This is a genomic window from Thioclava sp. JM3 (assembly GCF_002213185.1).
In the GTDB taxonomy this organism is placed as follows: Bacteria; Pseudomonadota; Alphaproteobacteria; order Rhodobacterales; family Rhodobacteraceae; genus Thioclava; species Thioclava nitratireducens.
Map to the genome: position 1 here is coordinate 662,772 of NZ_NBOB01000001.1, position 17,284 is coordinate 680,055.

The 17,284-nt window shown below is 64.9% G+C and carries 15 protein-coding genes; 2 read left to right on the forward strand and 13 right to left on the reverse strand.

The window, feature by feature from the left end:
• Positions 1-107 precede the first annotated feature (107 nt).
• From B6V73_RS03105 to B6V73_RS03135, 7 genes are all read right to left on the reverse strand, one after another.
• On the reverse strand, positions 108-1,103 hold the full coding sequence (locus B6V73_RS03105) for an ABC transporter substrate-binding protein (protein ID WP_088718383.1): 996 nt from the start codon (positions 1,101-1,103) through the stop codon (positions 108-110).
• Between the two features lie 428 nt (positions 1,104-1,531).
• Positions 1,532-2,575, reverse strand: a complete 1,044-nt coding sequence (locus tag B6V73_RS03110) for an ABC transporter ATP-binding protein (RefSeq protein ID WP_075777043.1) — start codon at positions 2,573-2,575, stop codon at positions 1,532-1,534.
• A 1-nt stretch (position 2,576) separates the two neighbouring features.
• A complete protein-coding gene (locus B6V73_RS03115; RefSeq protein WP_233243052.1) occupies positions 2,577-3,845 on the reverse strand; it encodes a hypothetical protein in 1,269 nt (422 codons plus the stop codon).
• A 3-nt stretch (positions 3,846-3,848) separates the two neighbouring features.
• Positions 3,849-5,063, reverse strand: a complete 1,215-nt coding sequence (locus tag B6V73_RS03120) for a carbohydrate ABC transporter permease (RefSeq protein ID WP_088718381.1) — start codon at positions 5,061-5,063, stop codon at positions 3,849-3,851.
• On the reverse strand, positions 5,060-6,295 hold the full coding sequence (locus B6V73_RS03125) for a sugar ABC transporter permease (RefSeq protein WP_075777041.1): 1,236 nt from the start codon (positions 6,293-6,295) through the stop codon (positions 5,060-5,062). Before B6V73_RS03125 ends, B6V73_RS03120 begins: the two co-directional genes overlap by 4 nt.
• Positions 6,296-6,376: 81 nt before the next feature.
• Complete coding sequence (locus B6V73_RS03130; RefSeq protein ID WP_088723274.1) at positions 6,377-7,738, reverse strand: extracellular solute-binding protein; 1,362 nt, start codon at positions 7,736-7,738, stop codon at positions 6,377-6,379.
• Between the two features lie 30 nt (positions 7,739-7,768).
• Positions 7,769-8,848: a LacI family DNA-binding transcriptional regulator gene (locus B6V73_RS03135; RefSeq protein ID WP_088724470.1), complete on the reverse strand. Its 1,080-nt coding sequence runs from the start codon at positions 8,846-8,848 to the stop codon at positions 7,769-7,771.
• Positions 8,849-9,365: 517 nt separating this feature from the next.
• Here B6V73_RS03135 and B6V73_RS03140 point away from each other — a divergent pair.
• A complete protein-coding gene (locus tag B6V73_RS03140; RefSeq protein WP_088724471.1) occupies positions 9,366-10,445 on the forward strand; it encodes a type III polyketide synthase in 1,080 nt (359 codons plus the stop codon).
• Complete coding sequence (locus B6V73_RS03145) at positions 10,445-10,942, forward strand: isoprenylcysteine carboxylmethyltransferase family protein (RefSeq protein ID WP_088724472.1); 498 nt, start codon at positions 10,445-10,447, stop codon at positions 10,940-10,942. Before B6V73_RS03140 ends, B6V73_RS03145 begins: the two co-directional genes overlap by 1 nt.
• Positions 10,943-11,001: 59 nt before the next feature.
• Here B6V73_RS03145 and B6V73_RS03150 read toward each other — a convergent pair whose 3' ends face one another.
• From B6V73_RS03150 to B6V73_RS03175, 6 genes are read right to left on the reverse strand one after another with little or no spacing between them, the layout of a single operon-like run.
• Positions 11,002-12,357, reverse strand: coding sequence for a TRAP transporter large permease subunit (locus B6V73_RS03150; RefSeq protein WP_075777037.1), 1,356 nt, complete (start codon positions 12,355-12,357; stop codon positions 11,002-11,004).
• Entirely contained in the window at positions 12,357-12,839 is a 483-nt protein-coding gene (locus B6V73_RS03155; RefSeq protein WP_088724473.1) for a TRAP transporter small permease subunit, read from the reverse strand. The genes B6V73_RS03150 and B6V73_RS03155 overlap by 1 nt, the downstream gene beginning before the upstream one ends.
• A gap of 20 nt (positions 12,840-12,859) precedes the next feature.
• Entirely contained in the window at positions 12,860-13,909 is a 1,050-nt protein-coding gene (locus B6V73_RS03160; RefSeq protein WP_075777035.1) for a TRAP transporter substrate-binding protein, read from the reverse strand.
• Positions 13,910-13,956: 47 nt separating this feature from the next.
• Positions 13,957-15,126: a 4-hydroxybenzoate 3-monooxygenase gene (gene pobA, locus B6V73_RS03165; protein WP_088724474.1), complete on the reverse strand. Its 1,170-nt coding sequence runs from the start codon at positions 15,124-15,126 to the stop codon at positions 13,957-13,959.
• A complete protein-coding gene (locus tag B6V73_RS03170) occupies positions 15,123-16,442 on the reverse strand; it encodes a lyase family protein (protein WP_168174855.1) in 1,320 nt (439 codons plus the stop codon). The genes pobA and B6V73_RS03170 overlap by 4 nt, the downstream gene beginning before the upstream one ends.
• On the reverse strand, positions 16,439-17,281 hold the full coding sequence (locus B6V73_RS03175) for a 3-keto-5-aminohexanoate cleavage protein (RefSeq protein ID WP_088723270.1): 843 nt from the start codon (positions 17,279-17,281) through the stop codon (positions 16,439-16,441). The genes B6V73_RS03170 and B6V73_RS03175 overlap by 4 nt, the downstream gene beginning before the upstream one ends.
• Positions 17,282-17,284 lie beyond the last annotated feature (3 nt).

Genomic DNA, 17,284 nt, shown 5'->3' on the forward strand with positions numbered 1-17,284 from the left:
CCGGGTCATTGGGGAGGACCCGCCCCATGTTGTTGCGTGATGGATCGAAAAAGGACGGGGCCTGCCTCGGCCCCGTCCAAGGTGTGCGCATCAAGCGCGCGTCACGATCATCCGCCGATCAGCTTCGAAAGCTTCTTCTGGGCGTCTGCGTTGAGCCAGTTCTTCCAGGTGTCCTGGTAGTTCTTGATGAAGTAGACCGCGGTCTCTTCACCCGACGCCTTGTTCTCGTCCTGCCACGCGAGCAGTTTCGACATGGTGTCGGTCTTGAAGCTCATCTTCGAGAAGAACTCGGTCTCGGCCGGGTGGGTCTTCGCGAAGTCGCTCGTCACCGAGGTCAGCACGGGCGCTGCCGGGAAGTCGGAAACCTGCGGATCCTTGGTGTCCTTGTTCTGGAGCTTGTCGAACTTGGCCTTGTCGTAGTCACCAAGCTTGACGCGGGTCATGTCATAGTTGCCCATGACCACGGTCGGGCCCCAGTAGTAGCCGAACCACGGCTTCTTGTCGGCGAAGGCCGAACCGATCGACGAGGCGAGCGTCTGGCCGGAGCCGTGGTTGAACACCTCGATGCCCGAGCTCTTGAGGTCGAGCGCCTTGATCAGGTTGTCGCTCACGACGCGGCAACCCCAGCCGTCCGGGCAGTTGTTGAACGTGCCGCCGACCCAGTCGGGGTGCGCCATCACGCCCTCGATGGTCTTCAGCTCGGGGTGCTCCTTGGCGAGGTAGGTGGGGATCCACCAGCCTTCGACGCCGCCCGGCTGGAGCGTCTTGGCGACGCGCTTGATCTTGCCTTCGCTCTCGAGCTTCTTGTAGGCGTCGCCGGCCGAGTTCAGCCACAGGTTGGTGACGACGTCGGGGCGGCCGTTTTCGGCGATCGAGGTGATGGCCGGGATGGTGTCGGATTTGACCAGGCTGGTGTTACAGCCGTAGCCTTGGTCCAGCATGAATTTCGCGATGTTGGTGGTGACCTCGGCAGCGGCCCAGTTCATCTGGGCGATCGAGATGTCGCCGCACTGCTCGGCAGCGCGGGCAGTCCCGGTCTGAGCTGCAAAACCGGTCACAATTGCAGTCGCACCGGCGACCGCGAGAAGTGTCGTCTTCCGCATGTGTTTTCCTCTCATCCGTTGGATTGTTTGCGATCGTTGTCGGACCGCATTCGCTTTGCGCGTGATGAGACCGCCTGACCTCCCCGCACGGGCGTGTTTTCCCACCCGGAGGAGCGTCTCGGCCCATCGTCGACCATCAGGTTGCGCAATGCACGCGAATGCGCCCGCTCGACGATTGCCGCAAAACCTAGCCTCCACGGCCCCGATCAGCAATCGTCCGCCGGTAACATTAATTTGAGAAAAGCGTCACGGAACCCAATGATTATTGAGAAAAATTATGTAAACGCCGCCGCTTGCCCGACCTTCCGCCAGTACAACAGCCCGATCGCCAAAAGGCACCGGACTGCCGATTTCGGTGCCTTTGAACGGCGAGCTAAGGCCTGCGCCCTGCCCTGCGGCCCGGGATGAGCGCCCGGGCGCGCGCGGTTTCAGACCGCCATGCCGTCGGCGTCGAAGAACACCGTGCGGTCGGCCTCGAAGGCCAACCCAGAGACATCGCCCGGGCGCAGGTCGGTATCGCCCGCGACGCGCACATTGATCGCGCCCAGCGGTCCGCAATCGAACAGGATGAACGTATCGGCGCCCAGGAATTCCACCACATCGACGCGACCGTCGCATTGCCCCTCGCCTTCAGCCACGAGCGAGATATGCTCGGGCCGGATACCAAGCTGCGTGGTCTGCGGCGCGGGACAGGCCCCGCTGCGCCCGCCTTCGAGGCTGTAGCGGCCATCCGAGACCGCGCAGGGCATCACGTTCATCTTCGGGCTGCCGATGAATTGCGCCACGAACAGGTTCGCGGGCTTCTCGTAGAGCTCGCGCGGGGTGCCGACCTGCGCGATCTTGCCATATTCCAGCACCACGATCCGGTCCGCCAGCGTCATCGCCTCGACCTGGTCATGGGTGACGTAGATCATCGTGCGCTTGAGATTGCGGTGCAGCCGCGCGATCTCAAGCCGCATCTCCACGCGCAGCGCCGCATCGAGGTTCGACAGCGGCTCGTCGAAAAGGAACGCGGTCGGGTCGCGCACGATCGAACGCCCGATCGCCACGCGCTGACGCTGCCCGCCTGACAGGTCCTTGGGCCGCCGGTCGAGGAAGCTCTGCAGTTTCAGGATGTCCGCAGCCTCGTCGACCTTGGCGCGCCATTCGCCCTGCGGCGCCCCGGCCATCTTGAGCGAGAAGCCCATATTCTCGGCCACCGACATATGCGGATAGAGCGCGTAGGACTGGAACACCATCGCGAGGCCGCGCTTCGAGGGCGGCTGATCGGTGACATTCGCGCCGTCGATCTCGATCGCCCCGCGCGAGGTATCCTCAAGCCCGCCGATCATCCGCAGAAGCGTGGACTTGCCGCAGCCCGAGGGCCCCACGAAGACGACGAATTCGCCATCCTTGATCTCGAGGTCGATCCCCTTGATGACCTGCACCTCGCCGAACCATTTCTCGACACCGTTTAACGTGATCGAACCCATGTCAGCCCTCCTTGCCGGCCCAGGCGAGCCAGACGGCCGCCGTCCAGGTGAATGCCTTGCCGCCCGCAGCCGCGCCCGTCATCGGGTCGAAATACTCGACGAAACCGTAGCGCCCGATCACCTCGCGAGTGCGCTTGCGGACCTCTTCGCCAAGCGCGACGCCCCGTTCCGAGGCGCCCTCGCCGATCATCATGTTCATCATCCCCCAGGTCGGGCCGCGCCAGTAGCGCTTCGCGTCGAAGCGCGGATCGAACGGCGCGAGCGAGGGCACGCCATAGGGCGCGGCATCTAGCACGCGGGCGAGGTGTTGCTCCATCTGCGGCGCGTCGAGCCCGCCGAACCAGCACAGGAAGGAGGCGTTGCTCAGCGCGTTCGACCAGATGCCGTTGTTGCAGTTGTAGCTGTCGTAGAAGCCCATGCCGGGGTTCCACAGCGCCTGAGCACCGGCCTCCAGTTCGGCCAGCTGCGCGGCCATGTCGCCGGTATCGAGATCCTGCGCCTCACCTGCCGCCAGAAGGTCGCGCAGGCCCCGCATCAGGATGAAATGCATGGTCGGATCGGCCACCTTGAACGGGTTGTCCTCGGCGACCTTGGCATCGTCCCAATCCAGCGCCTTGGCGCGCTGCACCAGCCAGATATAGCGGTCGTAATCGTATTTCGTCGGGCGCATCGAGGCGTCGACATGCTGGGTGTCGCGGCGCTCGTAATAGCCCACGTCCTGCGGGTCGATCTTGCTCATCGCGTCGTCCCAGTCCGGCGCATTGTCGCGGCCGGATTCCCATGGATGGATCACGAAGATCGCGCCCTTCTCGTCACGGCGCCATTTCAGGAACCACTCCGCCCATTTGCGCATCTTCGGATAAAGGGCCGCGAAGCGAGCTTTCCCCGCCTCCGGATCGGCCGCCAGAAGCCGCGTCGCGAAGCTGAGTGCCACGGGCGGCTGGGTGATGCCCGAGGACGCGATCGGCCCGTTGCAACCCCAGACGTCGGGACCGGGGAAATAGCCCGGATCGGGTTTGTGGAAGATGATATGGGGGACCATGCCGCTGTCCCATTGCCCGGTGAACAGCGTCTCGATTTCCTGCCAGGCGCGGTCCAGGTCGAATTCGGCGAAACCGAGACTCGCAAAGGCGCTGTCCCAGTTCCACTGGTAGGGATAGAGGCCATCGGTCGGCACGGTGTAGCCGCCCCGGTCGTTCTGCGTGAGGATTTCGCGCGCCGCAGCGTCCCGGTCGGAGAAATCGGTGGCGGCCACAGTTTCGGTCATCATGTCTTATCCTTTCACCGCGCCGGCCGTCAGGCCGCGGGTCATGAAACGTTCGAGCCCGAGGAACAGCGCCATGATCGGCACCGTCGCGATGACGGCGCCCGCCATCAGGTGCTGGCGCGGGATCTCGGAGGAGTTGAGCGAGGCGATGCCTCGCGTGAGGGTGAATTTGCTGGGATCGTCGAGCAGCATGAAGGCGAGCAGGAACTCGTTCCACGCGATCATGAAGACATAGAGCCCGACCGAGGCCATCGCGGGCAGCGCCAGCGGCAGCGTGATCTTCCAGATCACCTTGAGCCGCGAGAGCCCGTCCATCAGCCCCGCCTCCTCGACCTCGACGGGGAGGCCGCGGAAATAGCCCTGCAGCATGTAGAGCGCGACGGGAATAGTGGTGACCGGATAGATCATCACGATCCCGAGGATCGAGTTGCGCAGACCCACCATCGAGTAGGCGATGTAGATCGGCAGCGCGAGCACGATCATCGGCACCATGTAAATCAGCAGGATACCGCGCGAGAACACTTTCTGCCCACGGAAGCGCAGCCGCGCCACCGCATAGGCGCCGGGCACCGAGAACAGCAGCGTCAGCAGCACGGTCAGCACCGAGACATAGAAGCTCGTCCAGAGGTAGCGGCCGAAATGGAACCGCGTCATCAGCTCGTAATAGCTGTCGAACAGGTGCCAGCCCCGGCTCAGGTCGATCGAGAAATCGAGCGGGTTGAGCATCAGCTGCTGCTGCGACTTCATCGAGGTCATGACCATCACGTAGAACGGGATGACCACGATCGCGGTGAAGAAGATGTAGCCGAAACCGGTCAGGAAGCGGATCACCGCATCCTCGAACTGGTGGCGGGTGAGCGCGCCGAATTGCAGCTCGCGCAGGATCGAGTTGAGCGGGATCGACACCGTGCCCGCGAGCACAACGCTGAGGACGAAGCGCCAGACAAAGTTGAAGCTTTCGTCGAATTGCAGCGCGCCGAGGCCGATGGCCATCAGCACCAGCGCCACGACCACCGCCACCGCATCCGCAGCCCAGCGATTGGCGATGCGCACGCGGGCAAACCCGGTCGCAAGCCCGAGGATCAGCGAGCCGATCAGAGCGGGCTTGGCCGCAGCCCCGGTGGCGAAGGAAATCGCGACCCCCAGCGTGACCGACATGACCAGCGCCCAGAGCGCTCCGATGATCGGTCCGGCGAGATAGCCTTTGTGCAGGATTTTCATAGCCCTTCCTCCCGGCTCATGGTGCGGAAGAACAGCCCCGAGAAGACGAGAAGGCAGGCGAAGATCACCACGGCGACCGCGGCTCCCGCACCGATATTCGACACCGCGAAAGCCTGTTCGTAGACATTGACCGTCAGAACCCGCGTGCCGGCATTACCGCCGGTGAGCAGGAAGATGTCGTCGAACTTGTTGAAGGTCCAGATGAAGCGCAGCAGGAACAGGACCGAGAGGATCCCCAGCAGCTGCGGCATCGAGAGATACCAGAATTTCTGGAACGGCGAGGCCCCGTCCATATCCGCCGCTTCGTACATATCCGTGTCGATGCTCTGCATCCGCGCGAGGATGAAAAGGAACGAGAGCGGGAAATAGCGCCAGATCTCGAACACCGTCACCATGATCAGCGCGAGCGGCTTGGCCCCGAAGAAGTTGATCGCGCCTTCGCTCACTCCCATCTGCACCAGCAGCGCGTTGGCGGAGCCGGAATAGGGATCGAAGAGCGTGATCCAGGTGAAGGCCACCGCGATCACCGGGGCCACATAGGGAAACAGGTAAAGCCCGCGCAGGATACCCTGCCCGCGGAAGCTCTTGTTGAGCAGCAGCGCCGCGAAAAGCCCCACGACCAGCGCACCCAGCGTGCCGAAGACCGTGTAGAACAGCGTGATGCCCAGCACGCTCCAGAACTCGCTGCCCGAAAAGAGCCGGCGGAAGTTCTCGAGCGTGAAGGTGGAATTCGTCAGGACGTTCGAGACGTGACCGGTCGCCGTGACCTCGGCGTCACGCATCGCGCGCTCTGCCGCGCGGGTATCGCCGGTCACCTGCGCATCGACGCGGAACCGCTCGTTCGCGCCGGGTTCGAGCGTGCCGAAATCGCAAGACAGGTCCTGCCCGTCCATCGCGCAGCCCTGAGGCAGATCGCCGGTCAGCGTTACGCCCTCGGGCAGGGTCACATTCAACCCCGCCTTGGTCATCTCCTGCTCGCCCGACGGATTGATCACGCGCAACTCGAGAAGCGGCTGATCGCCCCGCTCGCGCAGCGCCACCCGCGTGCGGATCTCGGCCGGACGCAGATCGCCCAACGTCACCGGCTTCACGGAGATCCAGAAGATCGCCAGCAGCGGCACGATCACGACGAGCGCCACGATCGCGATGGTCGGGAACAGCAGGCCCCAGGCGAGACGCGCTTCGCGACGGGCAAGCGCGCCGCGCCCCTTGGGCGGCGATATGTCGGTCATGACAGTCTCCAATCCATGCAGTCAGAGCGGGCTTCGACCCCGGGGCAAGGCGCGACCGCCCTGCCCCGGCCAGAGATCGGATCAGTTGATCTTGCCCAGCTCGTCGTTCATCTTCGCGACCGCATCCTCGGCCGAGATGTTGCCGTCGATGAAGTCGCGCACAACCCGGTTGATGACCTGGCTGTTGAGCATCTTCGAGGCCAGCGCGAGCTGCCCGTCTTTCACGCCCCAGCGCTGTGCAGTGTCGAGACCCTTGGTGATCTCGTCGACCACGGCCGGATCGTAGAGATCCTTGAGCGGCGCCTTGCGATCCACGCCCACCGGCAGGGTCGCCCAGAGCTTGGTGAACTTCTCCGGATCCGCGTCGGTGCCGCGACGGGTCGGGAACTTGCCCTCGGGCGCGATCGACAGGGTCTGCTCGTAGCCGTCATTCATCGAGTAATCGACGAATTTCTCGGCCGCATCGGTGTCGGCGTCGGCGGTGATGGTGAAATAACGCAGGTCCGCCCAGCTCGCACCGTCGGGATTCGACGGGCCCGCGAGGTTGGTCACGACGCCAGTATCCTTCGACAGCTCGGTAGAGGTCGGGTCATCGTTGATCATCGGCGGAGCGCTGTCACGCAGGCCGGCCAGCTCGTCGAGGATGAAGGGCGACCACATGATCATCGCCGCCTTGCCCGCGAAATACAGCTCGCGCGACTGCTTCCAGTAGTTCTCGCCGGGCGGGGAGGCGTCGGCCAGCTTCTTGTAGAAGTTCAGCACTTCGACCGTCTTCTTCTCGTCGAGCGGCTTGAAGCCGTCCGGCCCCACCGGCGAGACGCCGTTGGCGAGGAAGATCTGCTCGAGGATCTGGCTCATGTAGTTGTCGTCGACCTTGGTCGCTGCGACGAAACCATACATGTTCGGCGGATCGTTGAGCTTGTCGAGCGCGGCCTCGATCGATTTGAAATCGGTCGGCGGCGCGAGGCCCGCCTTGTCGAACAGATCCTTGCGGTAGAGGATCATCTGCGTCCAGCCATCGACCGGCACCGCGGCGTAATCGCCATCGGTCTCGACCATCTTCAGCGCGCCGGGCGCGAAGGTCGCCGGATCGAGCTTGTCGACCACGTCCGAGCTCGCCAGCGTGTCGAGAATGCCCGCATCGGTCCAGGGCAGCACGTTCTGCAGCGGCGTGTAGATCACGTCGGGCAGGTCCCCCGCCGCGAAGGCTGCGGTCGCGCGCTGGTTCAGGTCGCTTTCGGTGACCGGGATCACGTCGACGGTGATGCCGGTCTTGGCCTTGAAGTCGTCGGCCATTTGCTGCTGCTTGGCCAGACGCTCGGGCTGTTCCTCGGTGGTCCAGAACTTGATCGTCTGCGCCTGCACCGCGACGGCGCCCGCCATCAGCGCAAGCACGGTCGAGCCCATCAGCATCGCCGTTTTATGTCCAAGTATCGATTTCATTTACTTTCCTCCCGGTAGATTGCGTTACTCTTATGGGTCGACGGGCGGCCCATCGGAGCCTCCCGGTTCCAGTTGCGCCGCCACCAGTTCCGTCAGCTCACCGGGCGGCGCACCACGGAGCTGCGCGATCAGCAGCGACGCGAGACGCGCGCCCGCATGCTGACTGTCGACTGCGAATGTCGTGAGGGGCGGATCAACCATCCGGCCCTCGGGAATGCCGTCATAGGAGATGACCGACAGATCGCGCCCGATCGTCAGCCCCCGCTCGCGCGCCACGTCATAGGCGCCGAGCGCCGTCGCGTCGGTGGAGTAGACGATCGCCGTCGCGGGCTCGGCCAGATCGAGCAACTGGCGCGCGGCCTCGGCCCCTTCCGCGCGATTCGAGACCTCCATCACCTCGAGCGCGGGATCGAAGGGCAATCCGGCCTCTTCCAGCCCCTTTCGGTAGCCGTCTCGGCGCAACAGCGCGAAATTGTAGCTCGAATGCGACCCGGCGAAGGCGATGCGGCGATGGCCGAAACCCGCCAGACGCGCGACGGCAGCGCGCATCGCCCCCTCGCCATCGACGTCGAACCACGACAGGCCCGGATCGGGCTTGCCGTGACCGGTGCGGCCGAACAGAACGAAGGGCACATGTTTCGATTGCAGGAATTTCACCCTCGGGTCGACGACCTGCGTTCGCGGCAGGATGAAACCATCGACCTTGTGCTCCTGCAGAAGCCGCGTGACCGTGTCCTCCATCTCCTCGCGCGAATTCGACGAGGCGATCGTCAGGGTCCAGCCTTCCAGCGAGGCTTCCTGCGTGATCCCGCCCAGAAAATCCGTAAGGAACGGGCCGTAGCGGTCCGGTGCGTCCAGTTCGAGCACCAGCCCCAGCGCCCGCACCCGCCCCGTACGCACCGCCTGCGCATAGGGCATCGGCGCGTAGCCCATCTCGGCTGCCACCCGCGCCACGCGTTCGCGGGTTTCGGGCGAGATGTCTGAATAGTTGTTGAGCGCGCGCGACACGGTGCTCTTGGTCAGCCCCAGCGCCTGCGCAAGGTCAGAGATCCGAACCCGGCGCGGTGCCGGCTCGGACGGTTTCTTATCGGTGTCGCGAATCTCCTCCATGGCGAGAGACTAGGTTAACGAAACCGATTTCGTAAAGCCGAAACCGGTTTCGAAACACGAATTCGGCCTCAAGTCGCCGTGTGCCGCACTGCGGCGTCGCGGTCGCGGATCATTTCGGTTGGGGGCGCGCCGGTTTCGAGAAATCATTCAAAACCAAAACCCTAGGAGGCGACTTTAAAGTGAGAGTATGCCGCCGCAGGTTCCGCTCACGTGCCTGTCTTTCGTCGATGACGAAAGCTGACCGTGGAACCGATGCGCCAGCCAGCGATCACAGCTTGGTGTTGAGGTCGGAAAGCCGTGCAGTTCCAATCACAGAAAACCGCGCGTTTTCTGGCACCTATAAGGCGACATTAAACCTGGAGGATAACGTCGCGCGTCCCCGCTTTCTCCTCCTTGCGGCTGAACCAAACCCGGCTCCGGGCCGTTGTCTTACAGGGCAATCCAGCGCGCCCCCGAGATTTTCGAACAGTTTCCTCAAGGACTGACCAGCATCAGCCTTCAGCGAAAAGGAATTGCCATGTCAGTTTACCTCCACGGTCTCTCCACCGCCCTGCCTCCGCATTGCCTCGCGCAATCCGAGGTGCGCGAGCGGGCCGAGATCATCTTCGGCGAGACCTACCCGCAATTCGAGCGGCTCTCGAAAACCTTCGACACGGCGGGGATCGACCGGCGTTATTCGGTCGTGCCGATCGACTGGTTCTCGGAAGCCCACGGCTGGGCGGATCGCAACGCGGCGTTCATGGAGGGCGCGAAAGCGCTGTTCATCGACGCGGCGCAGGCGGCGCTCGACGCCGCAGGCTGGCAGGGTTCGGAGGTCGATTGCGTGGTCACCGTCTGCTCGACCGGCCTCGCGACGCCCTCGCTGGAGGCGCAGGTTCTGGGCGAGATAGGCTTTCGCGACGACATCATGCGGGTGCCGATTTTCGGTCTGGGCTGTGCGGGCGGCGTCTCGGGACTGTCGACGGCGCAATCCATCGCGGCGGGGCGTCCGGGGGCGAAGGTGCTGCTCGTCGTGGTCGAAACCTGCTCGCTTTCCTTCCGCGCGGACCGGATGCAGAAGGCCGATATCGTGGCGGCCGTCCTCTTCGCCGATGGCGCAGCGGCGGCCTGTATCAGCACCGAGGCGCCGGGCGCGGGTCAGGTGATCTCGCTCGGTCAGGGGCACCAGAAGACATGGCCCGACACGCTCGACATCATGGGCTGGGACGTGGACGAGATCGGCTTCGGCGTGATCTTCGACCGCTCGATCCCGGGCTTCGTCAATTCCGAATTCGCGACGGCGGCGGAGGGCGCGCTGCGGGCCGCGAACCTCGAACAAGCCGATATCGACCGCTATGTCTGCCATCCGGGCGGCGCGAAGGTCGTGGAGGCGATCGAGGCCGCGTTGCATCTGGAACAGGGCGTGCTGGATGCCGAGCGCAACGTGCTGCGCGAGGCGGGCAACATGTCGGCGCCGACCATGCTCTTCGTGATGCGCGCGGTGTTGGATGCGGGCAAGACCGGGCAGATGATGGGCTGCGCGCTCGGGCCGGGCTTTACCGCCTCGTTCCTGCCCTTCCATGTCGGCCCGCCCCAAATCGAGGCGGAGGCCGCGTGATGTCCCTCCCGAGCGTTCTCTTTCTGGCCTTCATCATCGTCCAACGGCTGAGCGAGCTTGTCATCGCCAGGCGCAACACTGCGCGGCTTCTGGCGCGTGGAGCCCATGAGGTCGGCGCGGCGCATTACCCGGTGATGGTCGCGATGCACAGCGCGTGGATTCTGTGCCTGATCGTCTTCGGCCTCGGCCAGCCCGTACACTTCGGCTGGCTCGCTCTCTTTGCGGTGCTGCAGGTGCTGCGCATCTGGATCCTCACCAGCCTCGGCGGACGCTGGACGACACGGATCATCATCCTCGAAGAGCCGCTGGTCGCGCGCGGGCCGTTCAAATACGCCTCGCACCCCAATTACATGCTGGTCGTGGCCGAGATCTTCGTCGCCCCGATGGTACTGGGCCTGCTCTGGGTCGCAGTTCTGTTCACCGTACTGAACGCCGCGATGCTCTGGGTGCGGATCGGGGTCGAGAACAAGGCCCTCGCCCCGATGCGCGCGGGGTGAATGCGAAACGGGGGGCAATTGCGCCCCCCGTTCCGTCTCATCCGCTTGTCTTGAGTGGATCAACCACCAAGCACGCGAGGCAGCCACAGCGTCAGCGCCGGGAAGCCTAGCAGAAGCGCGACGCGCACGAGCTCGGACAGGAAGAACGGGAAGACACCGCGGAAGGTGGTGCCCATCGGAACGTTCTTCGCCAGCGCCGAGATCACGAAGACATTCATCCCCACCGGCGGCGTGATCAGCCCCAGCTCCACCACGACAAGCGCAAGGATACCGAACCAGACCTTCAGCTCGTCGGTCGAGAGGCCGAAGCCCGAGCCGTCCGCCATCTGGTAGAGACCGCCATTGATCTCGACCAGCACCGGCCAGAAGAAGGGCAGCACCAGCAGGATCATCGACATCGAGTCCATCAGGCAGCCCAGCACGATCAGAGCGATCAGCAGGATCGCCATCACCATCATCGGCGGCAGGCCGGAATTCACCGCCATATCTGCAGCCGCCTGCGGCACGCCTGCCCGCGACATGAAGATCTTCAGAAGCTCCGCGCCCAGCAGGATCAGGTAGATCATGCCAGTGGTGCCCGCCGTCTCGAGGATGGACGAGCGCAGGGCTTCGCGCGACATCAGCCCGCGGAAGAGGCCATAGACGAAGACCGCGAAGACGCCGATCGCAGCGGCGGGCGTCGGGTTGTAGAAGCCCGCATAGATGCCGCCGATGACGACGCCGAAGATGCCCAGCACCGGCAGCACGCCGCGCGTCGCCGCCCAGAACTCGGCCTTGTCCGACACGCCCTGCGCAGGGCCCGCGCTCGGCACGAGGCGGACATAGATCGCGATGGTCAGCAGGAACAGAGCGACCGCGATCAGGCCGGGCACCAGTGCCGCCATGAACATCGTGACGATATTGGCCTCCACGATCACCGCGTAGATCACGAGGATCACCGAAGGCGGGATCAGGATGCCCAGCACGCCGCCTGCCGCGACCGAACCGGTCGCGAGCGCGGGAGAGTAGTTGTAGCGCTCCAGCTCCGGCAGGGCGACCTTGCCCATCGTCGAGGCGGTTGCGAGCGAGGAGCCGCAGACCGCGCCGAAGCCCGCGCAGGCGGCGATCGAGGCCATCGCGGTGCCGCCGCGCATCCAGCCGAACCACGCATTGGCGGCGCGGAACATGTCGCGCGACAGGCCCGTCTTGGTGGCCAGCGCCCCCATCAGGACGAACATCGGCACGACCGAGAGGTCATAGATCGAGAATTGACCGTAAGCGAGCGTCTTGAGCTGGCTCAACAAGATCGCCGGGCCGTTGATGATCGCGGTGCCGCCAGCGCCCACGAGGATCATCGCGTAAGCGATGGGCACACGCATGACGATAAGCGCCACGAGAATGGCGAGGCCAAGCAGGCCGAGAGTAATCGGGTCCATTAGGCACGCCCCGTCCAGTTGTCCCGCAGGCTCAGCGCTGCGGCGATGAAAAGTAGCGCAAGCGAGGCAAGCGCGGGAAGGTAAGCCCACCAGACCGGGATCTGCAGGATCGTGGTGGCGAGCGAATAGGATTTCTGATCGAGCATCCCGAAATACATCCGCCACAGCAGAAGCGCGGCAAACCCCAGCGCCAGCACCGAGCCGATGGCCGAGAAGCGACGCTGCACGGCGGCGCTCAGTTTCGAGGTGAAGATATCCGCCGTCACGTTCTGATCGGCCAATTGGCAGTAGGGCAGGAACATGAAGGCCGCGATGGCGACCCCCATCTCCGTCAGTTCGAAGTCCCCCGCGAAGGGCAGCCCGATAAAGCCGCCCAACACTGTCCAGACGTTTACGGCGACGATCGCTGCAAGCACCCCGCCTCCGGCGAGGGCCCAGGCATAGATCGCCTTGCGCAAGAAAGTCTCAATCGCAGAATGCATGATCGTCGCCGCTCCGTTGGTTACTGGCTCGCCAGGTTCTTTTCTTCTTCAGCGGTCAGCTCGCGGGCTTCTTTCACCAGCGCCGGACCGTCGATGCCCTGGCCCTTTACCTCGTCTTCCCAACGGGTAACGACCGGCTGCATCGCATCCTTGAAGGCTTGGGTCTCGTCGGCCGAGAGCGTGATCAGCTCGTTGCCATCCGCTTCGGCGGCCTTGATCCCGTTATTGTCGCTGGTGCGCCAGATCTGGCCGACTTCCTTCAGCCACTCCTCGTCGGAGGCCTTGCGGAACGCCGCCTTGACGTCATCGGGCAGGCTGTCCCATTTCGCCTTGTTCATCGACACCTGGAAGATCGAGGTGCCCAGACGCCAATGGTCCTGCCCTTCGATCTGGTACTGTGTCTGCTGCTGCAGCTTAAGCGCGGGGATGATTTCCCACGGGATCAGCGCCCCGTCGACGACCTTCTTCGACAGCGCCTGCGGCAGTTCCGGCACCGGCATCGCGACCGGCTGCGCGTTCAGCGCCTCGATCACCCAGGCCCCCGTGCGCGACGGCGTGCGCAGCTTCAGGCCCTTCACGTCGGCGGGGCTGTGAACCGGGGTATCCACGGTGTGGATGCCGTTGCCCGCATGGGCGTGCAGGAACATCACTTCGAGGCCCTTGTCCTCGTATTCCTGCTTCAGTTCCTTGTCGAACATGTCGCGCATCGCGAGGTTGGTCGCGGCCGGGTCGTTGTTATAGACCGTCGGCAGCTCGAACACCTCGGTGCGCGGGAAGAGACCCGGCGTGTAGCCGTTGAGCGTCCAGATCAGATCGACCACACCATCGCGCGCCTGCTGCACGAGTTCCGGCGGGCGACCGCCCAGCGTCATCGCCGGGTAGATGTCGATCTTGACCTTGCCGTTCGACAGCTCTTCGACGCGCTTGGCCCAGGGCTCCAGCATCTGCGTCTGCACCGGCGCCTTGGCACCAAGGAAATGGTGCAGCTTGAGGGTGATCTCCTGTGCGAAGCTCCCGCTTGCCCAGAGCATGGCTGCGGCGCTCAGGCCCAGCAGTTTCGTAAGTTTCATCGTTATTTCCTCCCTTTGTGCCCCTTGCGCGGGGGCGGTTCGGCCCGTCAGTAAGGCAGGCCCACGTAGTTTTCGGCAAAGCTCTTGCGTGCGGTCTCCGACATCTGGAGATATTCGAACTCCGCGCGCTGCATCCGGCGCTCGAACGCACCCGTTTCCGGGAAATCGTGCAGCATCGAGGTCATCCACCACGAGAAGCGCTCGCATTTCCAGACCCGCGACAACGCCGTCTCGGAATAGGCGTCGAGCCCTTCGGACGAGCCGTGGTTGTAGAACCGATCGAAGGCGCGGTGCAGATAATAGACATCCGAGGCCGCGAGGTTCAGGCCCTTCGCGCCGGTCGGCGGCACGATATGGGCGCTGTCGCCAGCCAGGAACAAACGCCCGTGGCGCATCGGCTCGGAGACGAAGCTGCGCAGCGGCGCGATCGACATCTCCAGCGGCTCGCCGGTGACCAGCGTCTCTGCCACATCGGCCGGGATGCGGGTGCGCAGCTCGTCCCAGAACCGCTCTGCGGGCCAGTCTTCCAGCTTTTCGCTCAGCGGCACCTGCACGTAATAGCGGCTCAGCGTGGGCGAGCGCATCGAACACAGCGCAAAGCCCCGATCATGGGCCGCGTAGATCAGCTCGGGCGCGGCGGGCGGCGTCTCGGACAGAAGGCCGAGCCAGCCGAACGGATAGGCACGCTCGAATTCCTGACGGTGGCTTTCCGGGATCGCCTTGCGCGACGGCCCGTGGAAGCCGTCGCAGCCCGCGACGAAATCGGCGGTCAGGGTCTTGGCCTCGCCCTCATGGGTGAAATGCACGGTGACGCCGTCGCCCTCGATCCCCTCGATTGCCGTTACCTCGGCCTCGTGCAGCACGGTGCCGCCGCGCGCATCGCGGGCGGTATAGAGGTCCTGGGTCACCTCGGTCTGGCCATAGACCATTACCCCTCGGCCCGTCAGGCTCTTGATGTCTATATTGAGCCGCTCGTCGTGCCACGAGATCTCGACACCGTCGTGGATTTCGCCCTGACGGTCCATTCGCGCGCCCACTTCGGCGGCGCGCAGCAGATCGACGGTGCCCTGTTCGAGCACCCCGGCCCGGATGCGCGACAGCACGTAATCGCGCGAGCGGCGCTCCAGCACGACGCTCTCGATCCCGTGCAGGTCGAGCAATTGCGAAAGCAGCAGCCCGGCCGGGCCACCGCCGATGATGGCGACTTGAGTCTTCATGCGTTTCCTCCGCAAAGGTCATTGCAGCGCTGCGCGAAAGCGCGCGCCTGCGCCGGGGCCTGCCCTGCCGCAAGAAGCGGATCGGTCAGGATGTTCCCGTCGAGTTCGGGATGGGCGGCCAGAAGCGCCGCCACGGGATCGGGTGCGGCCATCGCCTCTTGCACCGCTTTCTTCGCCGCGTTGCGCGGCAGCGTCTTCGCGAGCGTAAAGATCGCGCGCTCGGCATAGGGGCCGAAGCCCGCAGCCTCGAGATTGGCGCGCATCCGGGGGGCGTCGGCCTCGAGCCCTTCCAGCATCTCTCCGGCAAGGCGCAGCGACGTGCCACAGGCCACGAGGATCGGGCGCAGGCTCATCCATTCCAGCGCCCAGGCGGCGCCGTCGCGGAACTGACCATGGAGCGCGGATTCAAACAGGCTCCCCTGCAGATGCGCCGCGTGACGCGCCAGCGCCACCAGCGCCTCGGCGGCCACGGGGTTCGATTTATGCGGCATGGTGGACGAGCCCCCCCCCGCGATCCGCACCTCGTTGATCCCCGATTGCGCGAGGGTCACGACATCCGTGCCGATCTTGCCCAGCGAGCCGGTCAACAGCACCGCCTGCGCGCCCAGCCCGGCCATCGCGTCGCGGCGGCTGTGCCACGGCTGATCCTCGGCCTGAAGCCCCAGCGCCTCCGCCATGCGGTTACGTACCGCCTGCGCCTTGTCGCCCAGCGCCGCGTCGGTGCCGACGGCGCCATGTAGCGCGACCCGCCCAGCGCCCTGCATCACCGCCATGCGCGCCGCCGCGTCGATCAGCGGCTGGCCCCAGGACGCGACCAGCGCGCCGAAAGTCACCGGCAAACCGATCTGGCTGCGGGTTCGCCCGGCCATCACCGTCTCCGCCTCGCGCCCGGCCAGTTCACCGGTCACGCGGATCACGCGCCGCAGCCGCGCCGCGATCACGGCGAGCGCCTGCGTCATCAAAAGCGCCGTCGCACTGTCGATGATGTCCTGCGAGGTCGCGCCCCAATGGATCGCCTGCCCGGCCTCTTCCGACAGCTTGGCGCGCAGATCGCTCAGCAGCGCCGGAACCGGCACGCCGTCGCGCGCGGCGCCCTCGGCCAGTGTCGCCGGATCGGGCTGGTAACCGGTCAGCTTCTCGGCAATCTCGGTCGCCGCAGCCTCGGACACCACGCCTTCGGCCGCGCAGGCCTCGGCCAGCGCCACTTCGACGCGCACCATCGCCGCCAGCAATGCGGCATCGTCGAGCATCGCACCCAGTTCCGCATCGCCGTAGAGACCGGACCAGAGCGGGCTGTCGAGGGGAGAGAGGCTCATGCGGCCCCCTTCATGGGCAGCGCGAGGATTTCGCGCGCCTGCTGCCATGTGGCAACCGGACGGCCCGCTTTTTCACACAGATCGACCGTGCGCTGGACAAGCGCGGCGTTCGAAGGTGCGAGCGTTTCGCGATCCAGCCGAATGTTGTCCTCCAGACCGGTGCGGCAATGCCCGCCGGTCTCGATGCACCATTGGTTGACGACCACCTGCCCCGGCCCAACGCCTGCAGCGCACCACGTCGCCTCGGGCAAAACGCGGGCACGGGTCTCGCGCATGAAATCGAAGGCCGCGCGGTCGACCGGCATCGCGTTCTTCACGCCCATAACGAATTGTACATGGACATTCGCGGGCAGCCGCCCGTCGCCGACCAGTTTCGCGGCCTGAAAGATGTGGCTGAGATCGAAACACTCGATCTCGGGGCGCACATCGTAGGTCTTCATCTCCGAGGCCAGCCAGTCGACCAGATCCGGAGGGTTCTCATAGACCCGCGTCGGGAAGTTGTTCGACCCGACCGAGAGCGAGGCCATGTCGGGCCGCAAGGGCAGCATCCCGCCGCGCGTCTTGCCCGCGCCGGAGCGCCCACCGGTGGAAAGCTGCACGATCATGCCGGGACAATGTTCATGCAACCCCTCCATCAGTCGTGCGAAGCGGTCGGGATCGGAACTGGGCGAGCCGTCCTCGTTGCGGACGTGGCAATGCGCAATCGTTGCACCCGCCTCGAACGCGGCCTGCGTCGACTCGATCTGCTCGGAGATCGTGATCGGCACCGCCGGATTGTCGGATTGCTGCGGCACGGAGCCGGTGATCGCGACACATATGATGCAGGGGTCCTGGGTCATGGC